Here is an 18,946-nt window from a genome sequence, read left to right on the forward strand (position 1 = left end):
TACCCTGAAAATATAGAGACCTATCCATGAGCCATCATTCAGCGTTATTTGACAGCTATGAAGTAAGACGCAAGCGTCCCCCTAAGCACAAAATTGGTTCCTCATCTAAACATGACAGCGCCATTAGCCATGTTATGGGCAGTGCCGCCTATGTAGATGATATGGTTAAGCCAAACAATACCTTGTACATGGCGATTGGCAAAAGCGATATTGCTCACGCCAAAATAAAAAACATAAACTTGGAGGCAGTTTGGGCGTCTGAAGGTGTTGTGGATGTTATTTGCTATAACGAATTGCCTGCTGCAACCGATATCGGTCCGGTATTTAAAGGAGATCCTTTGATTGCAAATACAGAGGTAGAGTATGTAGGACAAACTATTTTTGCAGTGGCTGCGAGCAGTCATAGAGCTGCCAAAAAAGCGGCTGCAAAAGCCATAGTAGAGTATGAGCCCTTGCCTGCTATTTTGACCATTACTGAGGCATTAAAACGCAAGCAATTTGTGCGGCCCAGTTATAAGATGCAGCGCGGCAATGTGCTATCTTCTTTTAAAAATTCGCCTATAAAACTCACTGGCGCTATCCACATGCTAGGTCAAGAGCATTTTTATCTAGAAGGTCAGGTCGCATACGTAATGCCTTGTGATGATGGCGGTTTGGAAGTTTATACCTCTTCACAACACCCTAGTGAAGTACAGCAGCTGGTTGCTGAAGTTACAGGACTCCCCTTTCATAGTGTTAACACCATAGTCCGCCGTATGGGCGGTGCATTTGGAGGCAAAGAGACACAGGCCGCAGCTTGGGCTTGCTTAGCAGGTATAGTTGCAAAACGTCATAATAAACCGGTAAGCATGCGTTTAGACCGTCAAGATGACATGGTTGTAACGGGTAAACGTCATGAATTCTATAATAAGTATTCGGTTGCGATTGATGAACAAGGAAAGATAAAAGCGGTAGACATGCAGTTGGCTGCTTTATGTGGCTACTCCCCTGACCTCTCTGATGCTATTGTCGATAGGGCCATGTTTCATTGTGATAATGCCTATTACTATCCGACTGCTAGTATAGTGGGTCATAGATGTAAAACTCATACGGTCTCAAATACAGCGTATCGGGGTTTTGGTGGGCCACAAGGGCTTATGACTGCCGAATACATGATGGACCATATCGCTTATTCGCTAGGTAAAGACCCTTATGACATAAGACTTAAGAATTTATATCAAAATGGACAGCAAACCCATTATGGTCAACCTATAGAACATTTTGACTTAGCTGAGTTGATGAATAGCTTAGCCACAGACTGTGATTATAAAAAGCGTCGTAATGAGATTATTAGCTCCAACAAGCAAGCTGCATTACAAGACAGTCCTAAAAGAAGGGGTATCGCTTTAACGCCTGTTAAATTTGGTATCTCATTTACTGTACAAACCTTAAATCAAGCGGGTGCTCTGGTTCATATCTATACCGATGGCAGTATTCACCTGAATCATGGGGGTACTGAGATGGGACAAGGTTTATTTGTGAAAGTAGCTCAAGTGGTTGCTAATGAGTTTGATGTGGACTTAGATACGGTGAAGGTATCCGCCACTCGTACTGACAAAGTGCCCAACTCCTCACCTACTGCCGCTTCATCAGGGACAGACTTAAACGGAAAAGCCGCTCAGAATGCTTGCCAAATTATCAAAGCCAGACTGATTGAATTTGCCTGTGACACCTTTGAAATCGATGACTCTGATATTAGCTTTGAAAATAATCATGTATATATAAAACGGGCTAATAGTAATAACCAAACTGCTTCTAAAAGGGAGTCAAAAGTCTTCACCTTCGCAGAGTTCGTTACGCTCGCTTATAGAAATCGGGTAAGTCTTTCTTCCACAGGATTTTATAAAACCCCGAAAATATTTTATGAACGAGACAAAGCGTGGGGTCGACCTTTTTTATATTATTCATTGGGAGCGGCTTGCTGTGAAGTTGAAATAGATACCATAACTGGCGTATATCAAGTTGTTCGTTGCGATATTCTCCATGATGTGGGACAGTCGATTAATCCTGCGATAGATAAAGGTCAAATAGAAGGAGGCTTTATCCAAGGTATGGGCTGGTTAACCCAAGAAGAGCTTTTGTGGGATGAAAGTGGCAAATTAGCCTCAAACAGCCCAGCTAATTATAAAATCCCGACCGCCCACGACATGCCAAAGCAGTGGCAGGTTAAACTTTATAATCGTAAAAACAAAGAGCAGACGGTATATAACTCAAAAGCGGTTGGCGAACCCCCTTTTATGCTTGCAGCTAGTGTGTGGTGTGCTATAAATAATGCTGTGGCTAGCCTTGCTGATTATAAACGCAATCCGGAATTAACTATGCCGGCCACACCCGAAGCCGTATTAAAAGCGGTGATTAATCTTGAAGGTGGAGATTGGGAGAATAGCAGCCGTACAGAAGTACAAACCAAAAAACAGCCACAAAACCAGCAGCAAAACCAACATCAACAAGGGAGCCTATTCAGTTTATATACCCCTTATATAGAACATGCCACAAAGACCAATCCACCATATGTCTCTATAACTAATATTGAAAATGTGAAAAACGTGGAAAATAAAGAATCCATTTTTAGCTCCAAGGTAGAAGGTGGTAGAGGTCCAGCGCATACTCCTGTGAATAGTAGTCAATCAATAGATTTAGGCAAAAACAATGAATAGCCATAACAAAAGCTGGCATAGTGCATTGAATGACTGCCAAAATCATGGCATTGCTCACGTTTTGGCGACTGTGGTCAAAGTTAGTGGCTCGGCCCCTCGTGACTTGCAAACCAAAATGGTAATTACAGAAGATAAAAGCTATGACACGCTTGGCGGAGGTGGCTTAGAATTTGATGTGATTGCAACTGCTAGAGAACTATTAAATAAAAATATAGCCTGCAATAATAGTTTTGGTAATAAGCATCAGCATACCTCTGTCATTACCAAACACTATCCCTTAGGCGCTAAGCTTGGTCAGTGCTGTGGTGGTAGCGTTACCGTAATGTTTGAGTGTTTTAATCTGTCGCCGCCGCTATCGCTATTAATATTTGGAGCGGGACATGTCGCCAATGCGTTGATAAAAATATTATCTGAACTTGATTGCCAAGTCACTTGGATTGATAATCGAGAGGGTATATTTGATAAGAATACAGTCAAAAATCTTCCTCCTCATATCCGTACCTTTATTACTGATGACCCGACCGAATTTATTAAAGCCTACCCCACGCCTCAGTATGTTTTAGTTATGACTCACGATCATGACTTAGATTTTAAGATCGTTAAAAAAACCATCGAAATTTCTACCCCAAGTTTTGCATTTATTGGTTGTATCGCTTCAAAGACTAAAGCCAATCGTTTTAAGCAAAAACTCGATCAACGTGGTTTTACTGAAGATGCACTAAGTTTGCTTCACATGCCTATAGGATTGCCTATCGGCGGTAAACAGCCTATGTCGGTAGCCGTTTCGGTGGTGGCACAGGTGTTGCAAAAGTTTAATCAAAGCTAATTATTAATTTAACTAGCTTCTTTTTAGCAAATACTATATTTAAAGATAAAACTCTATGACTCTTCAAATTTATAAAGCTCGCTTATTGCATTATGTTGCCTCAAAAGATACTACTCAGACCACCTCAATAATGCCAGTAAATAAGAATGAAAATATCGTACCTGAATATATTGAAGAGGGTGCCTTAGTAGTTGATGCTAAAAAAGGAATTATCGTTAATTATGGGAAGGCAACTGACATTTTCGAGCAGTATTCTCTACAGCAGAGCTCTAATGTAATAAATGGCAATAAAGAAATACTAATACATGATTACTCAGACCGCTTAATAATGCCAGGCTTCATTGATACTCATGTACACTATCCACAGTTAGATATGATTGCTGCTTACGGAGAGCAACTATTAGACTGGCTTAACAACTATACCTTTGTAACCGAAGCGAACTATAACCAACCTGAATTTGCGTATCAAAAGTCCCAGTTCTTTTTGAATCAATTATTGGCTAATGGTACGACAAGCGCCATGGTTTTTGCTACCAGCGATTACTCTTCAGCTGATCAGTTTTTTAAGGCAAGTGACACCTTGGGTAGCCGCATGATTTGCGGTAATGTCTTAATGGATCAAAACGCCCCTTCAAATTTATGTGTAGAAACTTCTAAAGGAATTAAAGAGACCCAAAAACTTATAGATGAATGGCATGGTAATGGGCGGCAATCAGTGGCTATAACGCCAAGGTTTGCGATTACGTCCAGTCCAAAGCAGTTAAAGCTGGCAGGAGAGCTATACGCTCAAAACAAAGGGGTTTATTTACAAACGCACTTAGCAGAAAACCAAGATGAGATTACTGCGGTAAGGCAAATGCATACTAATTATTCTGGTTACTTAGATGTCTATGACCAGATGGGTCTGCTGGGTAGAAGGACAACCCTTGCGCATGGCATATACTTGAGCGATAGCGAATATAATAGACTACAAGAAACCGGGACCCAGATATCTCACTGCCCCACATCAAATTTGTTTTTAGGTAGCGGGTTATTTAATTTACCTAAAACCCTAAGTTATACTGGAGTGAGTATCGCAACCGATGTGGGCGCGGGTACCAGTCTAAGTTTATTAACCACATTAAATGAAGCCTATAAAGTTCAGCAGTTACAAGGTAATCGTTTATCAGCGCATCAAGGGTTGTATCAGATAACGTTAGGTAATGCCCAGTCTTTATGCTTAGACGATAAGATTGGTAACTTTTCGATAGGCAGTGAAGCTGATTTTGTGATAATAGATACTAAAGCCACAGCACTATTGCAACAACGACAATCGCAAACTAAAAGCTTAGAGGAAGAGCTGTTTGTATTAATGATGTTAGGCGATGATAGGGTCATTGAGTATACGTACATTTCTGGTCTATGTAGGTATCAGCGAGACTCCTAAATAATTTTATCGTACTTGCTTTTTAAAGCTTAAACAGTACGGAACCTAATAAAAAAAAGGAGGCATACATTATTGTATGCCTCCTTTTTTAATACAAATTATCAAGTTTGGATAAAATCTAAGCTTGCTATGAGAGATTTATTTAGAAGCGTATTCTAGTTTCATACCGACCACATAAGCATCGTTATCTTCAAACTTACCCATAGGTGCTTTGGTTGAAGATAGCTGAGTATCCGCATCCCCTAACATAAGATACTTACCCCCTAACGCAACAGACCATTCTGGAGTAACATTGTATTTAGCACCTAAACCAATGCTGTAGTAGCCTTCAGCTGGGCCTAGTACCGTGACAGGATTTCCAGCTCCTTTATCCCATCCAATAGTTCCAGAAACTGCAAGAGCTGGAGATAGACGCTTACCCAAGCCTAACTCAAGCATATAAGAATCATCTGAGTAGGCAACTAGAGGCGCTTTAGCAGTTTGAGCTAGTGTCTTAACATTCTTTTCTAATAATGGCGGCGTGATTTCAAAGCTTCCCCAAGGTACCCAGCGCGCCTTTGCCGTCAATAACGTTGTAGGGTTAAGACCAGTTTGAAAATCAATATTTATAGATTCTGGTAATTCAATCGTCGCCTGTTCATTGGTACGTGAAACTAATCCAAGTTGCTGAAGTTGAGGGTTTAAATTCACATAATCAATAGCTGGCATATGTTCACCAAACTTGACATCATGCTCTATCTTGGAACGATAAGTTATAGCCGCTTTTAAGCCTATTTCAGGTTTGACAAAAGCTGCACCAACCATATAACCATAATCTTGATCTTTTGGGAGATATAAATTATAACCATTAATAAGCGATAAGTTTTTCAAATTGCCAGATGTTTCAGCGCTCGCTAAATTTAGATCGCCTTCAAGCTTGCTAAGTACAGGGCCACCATAAAGTCTAAAGTTGTCATTCTGGCCAAGCTTAAAGTTCACTAAACCTGTAAAGGTATCAGACTTTACACTTGCTTTAGTATGGACATCGCCATTCACCAGCGGATTGTTGTCGCCTTCAACTTCAATTTCGGCACCAAAGGGCTGATCATAAAAAACCCCAACACTAACTTTGTCGTTTAAATCAGTTTTAACGCCATAACCATAGCCATTATAATCTTGAGCAACACCGTCATATTTTCTAGTGACGCCGTTATCAGTATATTCTCCCTTGGTTTCTGGACTAATACGATAAGCACTAGCGTAGGCGTAAGTACCCTCGTTAGTAAACTCTGCACTAGGTTGACCAGAGCGATCAAGACCAGCAGCGCCAGCTATTGAAGCGAAAGACACCAATGCTAAAGCACTAGCAAATTGATTTAGAGTGAAAGTTTTTGACATTGTACATTCTCCATTGCAGTATTATTAGCCACATCCATTGCGACTAAATGAGGGTTATTTTTGAAGGTAAATGATGACATATTTTATTTACCTTAGAGGATTCATTGTTTAGTTGATCTATTCTTTATTGCTCAAGGTACGTAATTTATGTCTTAATATTTTACCAACAGTAGACTTAGGTAGCTCATCAATAAACTCAATATGGCGCGGACATTTATAGCCAGCAAGATTTTTCTTACAGAACTCGTAAACCTCTTTTTCCGTTAAGCTCTTGTCGTCTTTAACGATGAACACTTTTACTGATTCACCTTGGGACTCATCTTCCACACCCACTACAGAGCACTCTCTGACTTTAGGGTGCATTTCAACGACACTTTCAACTTCATTTGGATAGACGTTAAACCCACTGACAATAATCATGTCTTTTTTTCTATCAAAGAGTTTGACATAGCCCTTCTCATCGATAGACCCAACATCCCCTGTTTTAAGGTAACCGTCTTTGGTAAAAAACTTACTATTATCTAAGTTATGATACCCGGAGATGACATTACCGCCTTTAAGAACAATCTCACCAATCTCACCAATACCTAGCGGATTTTCATTATCATCATAAATTTTAAGATCGATACCACATAAAGGCATACCTATCGAACCCGTAAATTCCTTATTCGTTAAGGGATTTGCGGTGCCAACACCAAGTGTTTCAGACATCCCCCACCCTTCGATAATAGGGACGCCTGTTGCTTCGTACCATTTTCTCGCCATTTCAGGTGTCGCTGCCATCCCTCCAGCCAATGAAAGCTTAAGCTGTGAGAAATCAATATCTTTAAATTTTGGATGTAAAAGTAATGCGTGAAATAAGGTATTAACGGCGGGAAACAGATGTACAGGCTCTTTACTTAGTAGCTTGACAAAGGCATCAATATCTCGAGGATTAGTGACTAGAAGAATATGTTGTCCTTTACGTATTCCTAAGAAAGATATGATTAAGGCAAAAATATGATACATCGGCAGAGCAACAACACTCGTAAGCTGGCCAAGGTTATTTAAATCATCATAAATTGGATTAAACCATTCGTCGTACTGTTTTGTCCCATACACTACATTGCGATGACTTATTAATATACCTTTAGCAACACCCGTAGTCCCGCCTGTATATTGAATCATGGCTAAGTCATCGGGCTTTGGTTGAGGGCGGGTATATTTTAGATTATTAGATTCATTTAAAATGGATTTAAAGTGAAGTACGGCATGTTCAGAGGTGGTCTTAATATGGTATTTAGGTACCATTTTTTTGACATATTTAGCAGCAAAGTTAACAATGGCGCCCTTAGTGGTACCAAGCATATCCCCTATTGAACTAACGACGACGGTTTTAACTGGGGTTTTTTCAATGATACTATCCATAGAATGGCAAAATGGCTCTAATATAAAGATCATTTTCGCATCAGAATCTATAAGTTGATACTTAAGTTCACGAGGAGTATAAAGAGGATTGACTAAAGTCAGTACCATACCGGCTCTTAATGCCCCAATAACTATTGGTAGATACTGATGTACATTGGGCATCATGACCGCAATGACTGAACCTTCAGGTAGTCCAGTACTTTGTATCCATGCTGCTATGTTACGAGAGATGTGATCGACTTGCTTATAAGAGTACGAAACGTCCATATTCGTCATGAATTTGTCATCAGCAAACTCGTTAAACGATTTTTCAAATAGATCGATGAGAGTATCATTATCGAAGGGTACGTCAGCGGCGACACCTTCAGGGTAGTTCTGAGTCCAAAATTTATCCATTGTTAACCTTCCATTGGTAATTAAGCTTAATTAAGCTCGCCTCTTCAGTGAGGCAATTATAATGTTAAACCTTCAAAAATCTATGTCTTAATAAGACGTTCATTTATGAAATTATGTAATTTATATATAATAGCCAAAAAATAACGTTATTACACTATTTTTTAAGTTATTTAATAAATTTTTTTAATAAATATATATCTTTGAGCTTGTTATCATTACAGAATACGTTCATTATTTCAACGAATTCATCCAATACAGACCATGATTAATTGATTTCAAGACATGAATAAGGGGCTAAATTCTAAAGTAAAGATTTAGACCCTTACACAATAAGAACTTACAATCACAACCCACGATTGGAATTTTGTCTAAAAAATTGTTAACTATGGGTTTCTAACAACTGTAAGATACAATATTCTATGAAATACTCTTATGCATTAGTAATTTACTACTCAAGCCTCTTCAGCGACGTCTTTACTCTCTGAACGAAGCTGATGTCTTAAAATTTTGCCAACGGTAGACTTAGGTAATTCATCTATAAACTCAATATGGCGGGGACGTTTATAGCCAGCAAGATTCTTTTTGCAGAACTCATGAATCTCATCTTTAGTTAACTTAGGGTCGTCTCTAACAATAAATACTTTGACAGACTGACCTTGTGAGTCACTATCAACACCGACCACAGAACACTCTCTTACTTTGGGATGCATTTCTACGACACTCTCAACTTCATTCGGGTAGACATTAAAACCACTGACGATAAGCATATCTTTTTTTCTGTCAAATAGTTTGACATAGCCCTTCTCATCAATAGCGCCCACATCACCAGTCTTAAGATAACCATCCTTGGTAAAGAACTGACTATTATCAAGATTATGATAGCCTGAAATGACATTTCCACCTTTAATGACAATCTCACCCACTTCACCAATATCGAGCGGATTTTCATCTTCATCATAAATTTTAAGATCTATACCACAGATTGGCATGCCAATTGAGCCTGTAAACTCTGTATTGGACAAAGGGTTGGCTGTCCCTACTCCAAGCGTTTCTGACATACCCCATCCTTCAATTATAGGGACACCTGTGGCCTCCTGCCATTTTCTCGCCATTTCAGGAGTAGCCGCCATACCGCCTGCTAAAGATAATTTAAGCTGTGAAAAATCTATGTCTTTAAATTTTGGATGTAATAATAAGGCATGAAATAAAGTGTTCACTGCTGGTAGCAAGTGTACAGGCTCTTTACTAAGCAGTTTTACAAACGCATCAATATCCCTAGGATTAGTGACTAATAAAAGATGTTGACCAGTGCGTAACCCTAGTAAAGATATAATAAATGCAAAGATATGGTACATCGGTAATGCAACAACACAAGTCAGTTGATCCTTACTATTTAAACCCTTATGAATTGGCTTAAACCATTCATCATATTGCTTAGTGCCATAGACTACATTGCGATGACTAATTAAAATCCCTTTAGCAACACCAGTTGTACCCCCCGTGTATTGAATCATAGCCAAGTCATCGGGCTTAATATCTGGACGAGTGTATGTCATCGTTTTAGATTGATTTAAAAGAGTTTTGAAGTCTAAAACTTGATGGTTTGAATTAGATTTGATGTGATACTTTGGCACCATTTTTTTGATATGTTTGGCTGCTAAATTTATTAAAGCACCTTTGGCAGTGCCAAGCATATCCCCAATGCTGCTGACGACGACCGTTTTAACGGACGTCTTCTCAATAATGTTATCAAGACTATGACAAAATGGCTCTAATATAAACAGCATTTTAGCATCAGAATCTATAAGCTGATGCTTAAGCTCACGCGGGGTATACAGAGGATTTATAAGAGTAAGCACCATACCAGCACGAAGCGCTCCGATCACAATCGGTAAATACTGATTCACATTGGGCATCATTATAGCCACGGTAGAACCTTGAGGGAGTCCAGTACTTTGAATCCAAGAGGCAATCGAATGAGATATTTGGTCAACTTGGGCATAACTATATGAAACACCTAAGTTTGTCATGAATTTATTTTTAGCAAAATTACTTAAAACATTATCAAAAAAGTCAATAAGAGTTTCATTATCAAAAGGAATATCAGAGGCAACACCCTCAGGATAATTATTAGTCCAAAATTTAGTCATCGTTAACCTTCCGTGGGCTATTAATAAGAGTCTCGAATAAGAGGTACTCAGTAATTTAATTTAAACGTTTAAATCTATAAGTCATATTGAGGTTAAATTCATACAGCCTATAAAAATAATAAACGTTGCGAAATCAATTTAAGGACAAGCCTCTAGGAGTAAGGCGGAAAGATAGGCCTTATAAAAATTTAAGGTATGAAAAGTTTGTAAATTAAATACGAATAAATTGAGTTATACTAAAACAGTATTAAAGTAGCTCTACAACGTTTAGTTAAAACAAGATTTAAAGCTACTTTAACCTCAATGCCATCCCTAGCTAACCTAGCTTACAACTTGCCAACCGGCTGTTGCCCCATATTCATCCTGATGAGCAAAAAGAGGATGATTTTGAGCCTCTGAAAGCGTTAACACAGGAGTAACGCAGACATCCGCCTGTTCAAACAGTTTTGACCAGTGTGATAAAGGTTGACTCGCAAACGTTTCAGCAATGCTCTGCATTGCTGCTTGACTCTCAGGTAGGTTTGGCATTACACCTCGTTGCCAATGCGTATTTTTTAGATCCGGAAGATCTAATACGTCGCATAACCCTTGCCAAAACTTTAGCTCAAGAGAACCAACCGCCATATATCTATCGTCTTTGGTTTTATAAAGTCGATAACAGGGCAATAAGCCACCTAAAAAGTCATACTGCGGAGCCGGTTTCTTACCTGACATCTTTTCAATCAATTTGCCAGTTGCTTTTGGCATGACTAGATGATTGTACAAACTGTGAGTCATACTGGTATTAATGTGTCTACCTTTACCGGTGTTTTTCGCAGCAATCACAGCTGCTAAAAGTGCTATAACGGCCGTATCACTACCACCCGCTAGATCTGCAAACTGTATATTAGGCATCGCTTGATCACCATCAGATGATTTAAGCTGATCGAGGACACCACTAAGCGCCATAAAGTTAATATCATGTCCTGCTTTATTGCTCCAATCGTGATTAACACCCTCACCTTCGGTAACACCATAACCTGTAATAGAGACAATAACCAATTTGGGATTAATGTCATGCAAAGCGGTTACATCTAATCCCATACCATCCAAAACACCAGGACGGAAACTATCAAGCATGACATCTGCATTTTTGAGATGCTCTTTAATAGTAGCAATGCCTTTTGGATCACGAAAATCGACTTTAAGTGTCGTTTTTCCGTGATTTAACGCATTGAATAGCTCACCAAATGCGCGCGCAGGATCACCATTCATGGGTTCAATTTTGACAATTTCTGCACCTAGGTCTGCAAGTAATCTGGTTGCAAAGGGTCCAGGTAGGTTACGCGTTAAATCGACAACCTTTAAGCCTTGTAAGCAGTCTGCCATTGGATCAGATAGCTTATCAGTCATCGTTAAACTCCTGATTAGATTCAGCCATCTTAACTAGAATGTTAGCAGGCTCGAAACGTTCACCATAAGCGGCAGCTAATTCGCGACTACGCTCAACAAATTTCGACACGCCAATCGAGTTAATAAATTGTAGCGTGCCGCCTTGATTTGGCGCGAAACCCCACCCAAAGATTGAGCCTACGTTAGCATCTGCAACTGATCGAACAACATTTTCTTCATAGCACTTAGCCGTTTCATTGGCTTGTACATATAACAAACGATCCACTAAATCTTGTTGTGATGGTTGATCATCCTTTGTTGGATACAAGTCAGTCAATTCAGGCCACAAGTGCTTCTCACCACTTTCAGGATAATCATAGAATCCTTTGCCTACTTTTTTACCTTCACGACCTAACTCTTGCACCATTTTCTCAATCACTGGCTGAGCAGGATGCGGGGTGAATGTTTTACCTTCCGATTCTAAAGCGCGTTTAGTCTGCTGCATGACATGCAATGACAGACTTAAAGACACCTCATCTTGTAGTGCTAAAGGAGGCATTGGCATACCAGATTTCATACCAGCCACTTCAATACTGCGTGGATGGATACCCTCACCTAACATTGCAATACCTTCTGATACATAAGTACCAAATACGCGTGATGTATAGAAGCCGCGGCTGTCATTTACCACAATAGGCGTTTTCGAAATTTGACCCACAAAATCGAAACTTTTAGCTAATGTAGCATCGTCTGTCTTTTCACCAACGATGATTTCTACCAATGGCATTTTATCAACAGGTGAGAAGAAATGCAGACCTATAAACTGATTAGGTCGTTTGCTGGCTTGAGCCAATTGAGTAATTGGTAGCGTTGAGGTATTAGACGCATAAATTGCTGTTTCTGGAATGACAGCTTCTGCATTACGGGTACATTCAGCTTTAATATCGATATCTTCGAATACCGCTTCAATAATTAAATCGCAGCCTTCTAAATCGTCATAAGATACTGTGGTCTTGATACGTGATAACAACGCCTCTTTTTTCTCTTGGTTTGAACGACCACGGCTAATAGCTTTGTCAAGCAAATTAGTCGAGTAGCTTTTTCCTTTTTCTGCACCTTCAATACTGGTATCTAATAGCACGACATCAATACCTGCTTTAGCTGAAACATAGGCAATACCAGCACCCATCATACCGGCACCTAGGATACCAACCTTGCTGACTTTAGATCTCTCAAACCCTTCAGGACGTGATTGACCTTTTTTAATATTGTTCAGCTGCTTCCATAAGGTGTTAATCATGTTAGTAGATTCAGGAGACAATGCACAAGCAACAAAATAGCGAGACTCTATTTCAAGTCCATTATCAATATCTACTAAGCAGCCCTCAAACACACATGACATGATATGAACAATAGCTGGATAATTGCCATGTGATTTTTGATTTGCCATAGCAGGGGCAATCGAGAAAACCTGTGCAACTTTAGGATGCTTACTATCACCACCCGGTATTTTAAACCCTTTTACATCCCAAGGCTGACTGACTTTAGGGTTATCTTTAATCCATTGTTTTGCTTGAGCAAGCATATCTTCTTTGTCGCTAGCAACAGCATTCAACAGACCAATTTCAAGCGCTTGTTGTGGACGCAGCTCTTTGCCTTGCGTCATCATCTCTAACGCTTTTTGAATACCAACAATACGTGGTAAACGCTGAGTACCGCCACCACCGGGTAGCAAGCCAAGTTTAACTTCTGGCAATCCAATTTTTGTTTTTGGTGAATCAACGGCAATACGATAATGACAGGCTAAGGCAAGCTCCAAACCGCCACCTAAAGCCGTACCAGTAAGAGCAGCAGCAACAGGCTTACCCGCTTTTTCAAGTTTACGTAAACTGGTTTTCAAATCTTCGACTAAATCAAAAGCTTGTTCAGCAGTTTTAATTTCAGCCAGTTGGTCAATATCAGCTCCCACCACAAAGGTAGATTTACCAGAGGTTAAGATTAAACCTTCGGCTTCCTCATCCGTAATAAAAGCATCGGTTAAAGTGGCAAAAGCTTCATTAAAGCCCTCACCAATAACATTCATTTTACGATCCGTTTGATCAATAGTAACGGTTACGATGCCGTTGTCAGCTTCTGCTGTAAAGTTATCTAGGGCATTAATGGCCTTTACGCTAGCTATACTCATTTTATATCCTTATTCATTATGCGCTAATTCAATATGCGTACGTTATTTACATGTCTTGGCTTCACTAAATATTAAGGTCAAGCTCTTAGACACGTTTAATATCACACACGCTCAATAATAGTTGCGATACCCATACCACCACCGACACATAGTGTAATCATGGCAGTATTTAGGTCACGACGTTCAAGCTCATCAAGTACCGTTGTCACTAACATTGCTCCAGTGGCACCTAAAGGATGTCCCATAGCTATTGCGCCGCCATTCACGTTGACTTTATCAAGTGACACACCTAAGTCTAGTGCTGTATTCATCGGAACGACAGCAAATGCTTCGTTAATTTCCCATAAATCAATGTCACTAGCCGTCATACCTGCTTTACGAAGTGCTTTCTGACATGCTGGCGTTGGGCCCGTTAACATAATAGTTGGTTCAGAACCTATGACTGATGCCATTGTGATCTTAGCACGCGGTTTAAGGTTTGCTTTTTCGCCTGCAGCTTTGCTACCGACTAAGCAAAGTGCCGACCCATCTACAATACCTGATGAGTTACCTGCGTGATGCACATGATTCACTTTTTCAATGGTTGTATATTTATCAAGTATCACACTATCAAAGCCCATTTTACCAGGCATAATAAAGGAGGGATTTAAACCTGCTAAAGTCTCTACAGAAGTATTTGGACGGATGGTCTCATCCTTGTCCAATAGCAGCATGCCATTAATATCCGTGACAGGAACGACGGACTTATCATAGTAGCCCTTCTCCCATGCAGCAGCGGCTCTTTTGTGAGATTCAGTGGCAAAAGCGTCAACGTCTTCGCGCGTAAAACCACGCAACGTCGCAATAGCATCCGCACCAACACCTTGTGGTACAAACTGAGTAGCATCATTAACACGGGGGTCCATATACCAGGCCCCGCCGTCTGAACCCATAGGGACACGGCTCATTGATTCTACACCGCCAGCCACAACCATATCTTCCATACCAGACATGACTTTAGTTGCTGCTAAATTAATAGACTCTAAGCCTGATGCACAAAAACGAGACAGAGTAACGCCTGCCACACTCTCATCCCAATCAGCATCAATAATAGCAATACGGGCGATATCAGACCCTTGCTCCCCTACAGGAGTAACACAGCCTAATACCAGATCATCAACCAAGCTGGTATCGAGATCATGACGTTTCTGCATTTCTTTTAATAGAGTGCGCACCAACCATATCGGCGTTGCTTGATGCAGTGAACCCTCTTTTTTACCTTTGCCACGTGGTGTACGAATGGCATCATAGATATAGGCAACTTCAGTCATATAAATCCCTTTTCTAGTTTTTTACAATAATTTATTTTAGAGCTGTTTGTTTACATCAAAACAGTTGATTAACATTACCATATTAGATCATGTTAAAGATAGTAGATTAAGCGAGAGATAAAAGTTTTAAGCCTAACTATTTGATGACCTGACATCATGCTCAAGTCACCAAAGTTTAGCTTAACGGATGCATTACATAAAACGTGAGGCTAGCTCTTTCATGATTTCATTGGTGCCACCATAGATTTTCTGTACACGAGCATCAGCATACATACGAGCGATTGGGTACTCACTCATATAACCATAACCACCAAATAACTGTAAGCATTCATCCATTGCCTTACATTGCTTTTCAGTTACCCAGTACTTAATTAGTGAAGCATGCGCTGCGGTTAATTTACCTTCTATCATTGACTCAATTGCAGCGTCACATAACGCACGTACTGCCAGATAATCTGCTTGAATTTCTGCCAATTTAAAGCGGGTGTTTTGGAACTTCCAAATAGGGCGACCAAATGCCTCGCGTTGTTTAACATAGTCTAAAGTAAGATCTAATGCTAGTTTGATAGCGCCACACCCACTTAATGCGATAATGAGACGCTCTTGAGGCAACTCTTGCATCATCTGAATAAAACCTAACCCCTCAAGACCACCAAGTAAGTTAGATTGTGGTACACGAACGTTACTGAAAAATAATTCTGAAGTATCCTGACCCGCCAACCCAGTTTTTTTCAGGTTACGACCACGCTCGAACCCTTCAAGCCCGTCTGTTTCGACAACGATTAAAGAAACGCCTTGTGCACCTTTATCACGATCTGTTTTACACGCCAATATTATAATATTGGCATGTTGACCATTGGTTATAAAGGTTTTTGAACCATTGATGATATAGTCATCACCATCTTTTACAGCATATGTTTTAATGGCTTGTAAATCAGAACCGGTAGTAGGTTCTGTCATTGCAATGGCACCCACATATTCGCCAGTCGCCATTTTCGGCAACCATTTCTTTTTTTGCTCTTCTGTACCCAAATGCAAAATATAAGGTGCCACGATACCTGAATGTACCATACCACCATAACTTGCTTGGTTAGCGTGTGCTTGGGCAAGTAAAATAGCCGCTTCATGACCAAAATCTCCGCCACCGCCACCGTATTCTTCTGGCATAGACGCACATAAAAAACCCATTTCACCCACTTCATTCCACGCTTCACGGTCAATCATACCGTTGTCGCGCCATTGCTCGTCTTTGTCTTCCCAGCTTTGGAACAATTTTAAGGCGCTTTCATATACCATTTCATGTTCTTCAGTCATCCAATTGCTTTTAAACGTATCAATACCCATCTCGTTAATCCTTAACCCATAAATTAGATTGTTGTATTAATGGTAATAATTATTACCAAAAAATATTACAATAGATGTGGTTCAAAACTCATATCTATCATTACTTACCGTTCAATCTTACAAAAGATTATTTTGCTAAGCAATCACTTGCTATAAAATAGTAATTATAATTACCGTATATTAAGGAGCTTTTATGAAATCAACTCATCCTCATCAACATGACTCTTTATTAAATGATAAAGCGCTAGCGCCTTTATCAAAAATTCGACCTGCGACCCTTGATAAAATTGAAAGAGCGGTTCACGAATTATTTGCTGGCGCTAATGCTCAAGACGTCACTATGATTCAAATCGCAAAAGAAGCGAATGTCTCGTTACAGACTTTATATAAATACTTTGGCGATAAGCACACGGTATTCCAAACGATTATGGATATCGTACTTGGGCGCCTTGCGAACCGGATGATGGATCATCTTCAAGGTATCGATAGTGTCAAAGAGCGTCTAAGAAAAACCTTGTGGGTTTGTTTCGATTTTGTGGACTCTCATCCTGATGCGGTGATGGTTTTAACCTCTGTATCTACTACAGATATACGTAAGATATCAATTTACGAAAATAAAGAGTTGATTGATGCCTTTACCAGTGTTTTGGCAGATGGTCAACGTCGAGCAGTACTCAATGATAAGGTACCGCTTTACGTCTTATTTGATGTGTTTATGGGCTTTGTAATGCGTATTGGTACCATGCAGGTCATTCGTCACGCACCGATGCCGTTGACTGAAAACTTTGATGACTTATTCTCCATGTTATGGCGTGCTATCTCTAAACCTGATATTGATACAAAAAGTTAAGTTTATACTAAAAATAATTTATAAGATTACCTAACTATTTTTGCAATTATCGATTGACGGTGTATTGTGCTCACGTTATATAATACCCCTTCGTTTTTTTTATACCTATATTATTGCCATTTTAAACAATTCCGTTTTTCATTTAATATTTACCAAAACTTATCAATAAAACAAACTAATGAGCTTCTTGATATCACACGTTAAGTCATGGATGTACTTATCGACTGATACCAGCTTTAATGGTGTAAACATATCTAATTATTAACTGACTCATAGAGGGAATTATGACGAAAGTGATTCATGATACTAAAGAGGATTCAGACATCAACAAAAAGGACAAACTAAGCTGGCGTATCTTTGGCCCAGGAATACTATTAGCGAGTGGAGCCGTCGGTGGCTCCCATCTCATTTCATCTACTCAAGCTGGTGCCATCTATGGTTGGCAATTGGCGATTATGATTATTCTAGCGAACTTTTTTAAATATCCTTTTTTTAGATTTAGCACTGATTATGTCTATGACAAAGGCGAATCTTTAATTGCAGGATATGCCAGAAAGTCACCAATTTATTTATGGGTTTACACTATTTTATTGATAGGATCTGCCGTCATTAGTGTGGGTGCCGTTACCCTACTATGCTCGGTTATTTTAGGATTCATGATTCCAGAGAAATTTACGCCATCTGCTGCCCTATTATCCATTATCGTCATAGGGGTGTCATGGCTAATGTTAATTGTGGGTCATTACAAGCTGCTTGACCGTTTTAACAAATGGATTATGGCATCGCTAATTATTACCACCTTGATTACGGTGTTTATTGCAGCAGGAAATCCTACGCCTATTGCAGCTGACTTTGTTGCTATGTCTCCTTGGAATATGGCTTCTTTAGGATTTATTGTGGCGTTAATGGGATGGATGCCAGCACCACTAGAGTTTGCTGCTATTACCTCAATGTGGACCGCGGAAAAAGTCAAAACGGATAAGACAACTTACTATCAAGGTTTGGTTGATTTTAGTGCCGGTTATCTTTTTAGTGCACTGCTAGGTCTTTGTTTTCTAGCCTTAGGCGTCTTTGTGCAATATGGTTCAGGGGTAGAGATTGAAATACAAGGTGGTGCCTATGTCACCCAGTTAATCAATATGTACACCGCAACCATCGGTGACTGGTCAAGATTATTAGTCGCCTTTGTGGCATTTATGGTGATGTTTGGCACGACGATTACCCTAATTGATGGCTATGGTCGTGCCCTTGCAGAGTCTACCCGTCTCATTAAAGGTGAATCAAAAGCAAGCAACCCGCAAATCCTATTTTGGACCAGTTACTCTGTTATAGGCTCATTAATCATTATTACCTTTTTCAAAGGTCAGTTAGGGTCTATGTTGAAATTTGCCATGATTTCAGCATTTTGTTTTGCGCCAATCTTTGGTTGGCTGAATTATAGCTTGATTAAGAGCGAGCAAAAGCTGTCTAAATCAATGACGATCTATAGTATAGCTGGGCTACTGTTTTTAGCTGCAGTTGCCCTATTATTTGTGGTTCAATTGATAGGTTTTATCGATTAATCCGCTTATAACCAACCCCCTTATGTCAAATCAAATCAGGCGGCTT

The 18,946-nt window shown here is 39.7% G+C and carries 12 protein-coding genes; 5 read left to right on the plus strand and 7 right to left on the minus strand.

Translation table 11 applies throughout. The features are described 5' to 3' along the window. Window positions 1-26: 26 nt before the first annotated feature. The 3 genes from xdhB to guaD are packed head-to-tail and all read left to right on the plus strand — an operon-like array spanning window position 27 to window position 4,948. On the plus strand, window positions 27-2,696 hold the full coding sequence (gene xdhB, locus AC2SLT_RS07640) for a xanthine dehydrogenase molybdopterin binding subunit (RefSeq protein WP_486547065.1): 2,670 nt from the start codon (window positions 27-29) through the stop codon (window positions 2,694-2,696). Beyond that, complete coding sequence (xdhC, locus tag AC2SLT_RS07645; RefSeq protein ID WP_486547066.1) at window positions 2,689-3,522, plus strand: xanthine dehydrogenase accessory protein XdhC; 834 nt, start codon at window positions 2,689-2,691, stop codon at window positions 3,520-3,522. Before xdhB ends, xdhC begins: the two co-directional genes overlap by 8 nt. A 55-nt stretch (window positions 3,523-3,577) precedes the next feature. Continuing rightward, window positions 3,578-4,948: a guanine deaminase gene (gene guaD, locus AC2SLT_RS07650; protein ID WP_486547067.1), complete on the plus strand. Its 1,371-nt coding sequence runs from the start codon at window positions 3,578-3,580 to the stop codon at window positions 4,946-4,948. 138 nt (window positions 4,949-5,086) lie between these two features. Here guaD and AC2SLT_RS07655 read toward each other — a convergent pair whose 3' ends face one another. From AC2SLT_RS07655 to AC2SLT_RS07685, 7 genes are all read right to left on the minus strand, one after another. Then, entirely contained in the window at window positions 5,087-6,325 is a 1,239-nt protein-coding gene (locus AC2SLT_RS07655; RefSeq protein ID WP_486547068.1) for an OmpP1/FadL family transporter, read from the minus strand. Window positions 6,326-6,442: 117 nt separating this feature from the next. Continuing rightward, window positions 6,443-8,128 (minus strand): AMP-binding protein, encoded by a 1,686-nt coding sequence (locus tag AC2SLT_RS07660; protein WP_486547069.1) that lies wholly within the window; start codon window positions 8,126-8,128, stop codon window positions 6,443-6,445. 452 nt (window positions 8,129-8,580) lie between these two features. After that, window positions 8,581-10,278: an AMP-binding protein gene (locus AC2SLT_RS07665; protein WP_486547070.1), complete on the minus strand. Its 1,698-nt coding sequence runs from the start codon at window positions 10,276-10,278 to the stop codon at window positions 8,581-8,583. A gap of 321 nt (window positions 10,279-10,599) precedes the next feature. Next, a complete protein-coding gene (locus tag AC2SLT_RS07670; protein ID WP_486547071.1) occupies window positions 10,600-11,670 on the minus strand; it encodes a CaiB/BaiF CoA transferase family protein in 1,071 nt (356 codons plus the stop codon). Then, a complete protein-coding gene (locus tag AC2SLT_RS07675; RefSeq protein WP_486547238.1) occupies window positions 11,663-13,810 on the minus strand; it encodes a 3-hydroxyacyl-CoA dehydrogenase NAD-binding domain-containing protein in 2,148 nt (715 codons plus the stop codon). Before AC2SLT_RS07675 ends, AC2SLT_RS07670 begins: the two co-directional genes overlap by 8 nt. Window positions 13,811-13,935: 125 nt before the next feature. Next, the gene (locus AC2SLT_RS07680; RefSeq protein ID WP_486547072.1) at window positions 13,936-15,144 is read right to left on the minus strand and encodes an acetyl-CoA C-acetyltransferase; all 1,209 of its coding nucleotides are present in this window, start codon (window positions 15,142-15,144) and stop codon (window positions 13,936-13,938) included. 192 nt (window positions 15,145-15,336) lie between these two features. After that, window positions 15,337-16,488 (minus strand): acyl-CoA dehydrogenase family protein, encoded by a 1,152-nt coding sequence (locus AC2SLT_RS07685; RefSeq protein WP_486547073.1) that lies wholly within the window; start codon window positions 16,486-16,488, stop codon window positions 15,337-15,339. 193 nt (window positions 16,489-16,681) lie between these two features. Here AC2SLT_RS07685 and AC2SLT_RS07690 point away from each other — a divergent pair, with 193 nt between their 5' ends. Both AC2SLT_RS07690 and AC2SLT_RS07695 read left to right on the plus strand, forming a co-directional pair. Continuing rightward, complete coding sequence (locus AC2SLT_RS07690; RefSeq protein ID WP_486547074.1) at window positions 16,682-17,338, plus strand: TetR/AcrR family transcriptional regulator; 657 nt, start codon at window positions 16,682-16,684, stop codon at window positions 17,336-17,338. Between the two features lie 284 nt (window positions 17,339-17,622). Next, a complete protein-coding gene (locus AC2SLT_RS07695; protein ID WP_486547075.1) occupies window positions 17,623-18,900 on the plus strand; it encodes an NRAMP family divalent metal transporter in 1,278 nt (425 codons plus the stop codon). Window positions 18,901-18,946: the final 46 nt, after the last annotated feature.

This window comes from Psychrobacter sp. CX18, from assembly GCF_057396215.1.

Coding starts and splice junctions, on each gene's coding strand:
- xdhC (WP_486547066.1), top strand. CDS start 2,689: ATGAATAGCCATAACAAAAGCTGGCATAGTGCATTGAATGACTGCCAA.
- xdhB (WP_486547065.1), top strand. CDS start 27: ATGAGCCATCATTCAGCGTTATTTGACAGCTATGAAGTAAGACGCAAG.
- AC2SLT_RS07695 (WP_486547075.1), top strand. CDS start 17,623: ATGACGAAAGTGATTCATGATACTAAAGAGGATTCAGACATCAACAAA.
- AC2SLT_RS07670 (WP_486547071.1), bottom strand. CDS start 11,670: ATGACTGATAAGCTATCTGATCCAATGGCAGACTGCTTACAAGGCTTA.
- AC2SLT_RS07680 (WP_486547072.1), bottom strand. CDS start 15,144: ATGACTGAAGTTGCCTATATCTATGATGCCATTCGTACACCACGTGGC.
- AC2SLT_RS07665 (WP_486547070.1), bottom strand. CDS start 10,278: ATGACTAAATTTTGGACTAATAATTATCCTGAGGGTGTTGCCTCTGAT.
- AC2SLT_RS07685 (WP_486547073.1), bottom strand. CDS start 16,488: ATGGGTATTGATACGTTTAAAAGCAATTGGATGACTGAAGAACATGAA.
- AC2SLT_RS07690 (WP_486547074.1), top strand. CDS start 16,682: ATGAAATCAACTCATCCTCATCAACATGACTCTTTATTAAATGATAAA.
- AC2SLT_RS07655 (WP_486547068.1), bottom strand. CDS start 6,325: ATGTCAAAAACTTTCACTCTAAATCAATTTGCTAGTGCTTTAGCATTG.
- guaD (WP_486547067.1), top strand. CDS start 3,578: ATGACTCTTCAAATTTATAAAGCTCGCTTATTGCATTATGTTGCCTCA.
- AC2SLT_RS07660 (WP_486547069.1), bottom strand. CDS start 8,128: ATGGATAAATTTTGGACTCAGAACTACCCTGAAGGTGTCGCCGCTGAC.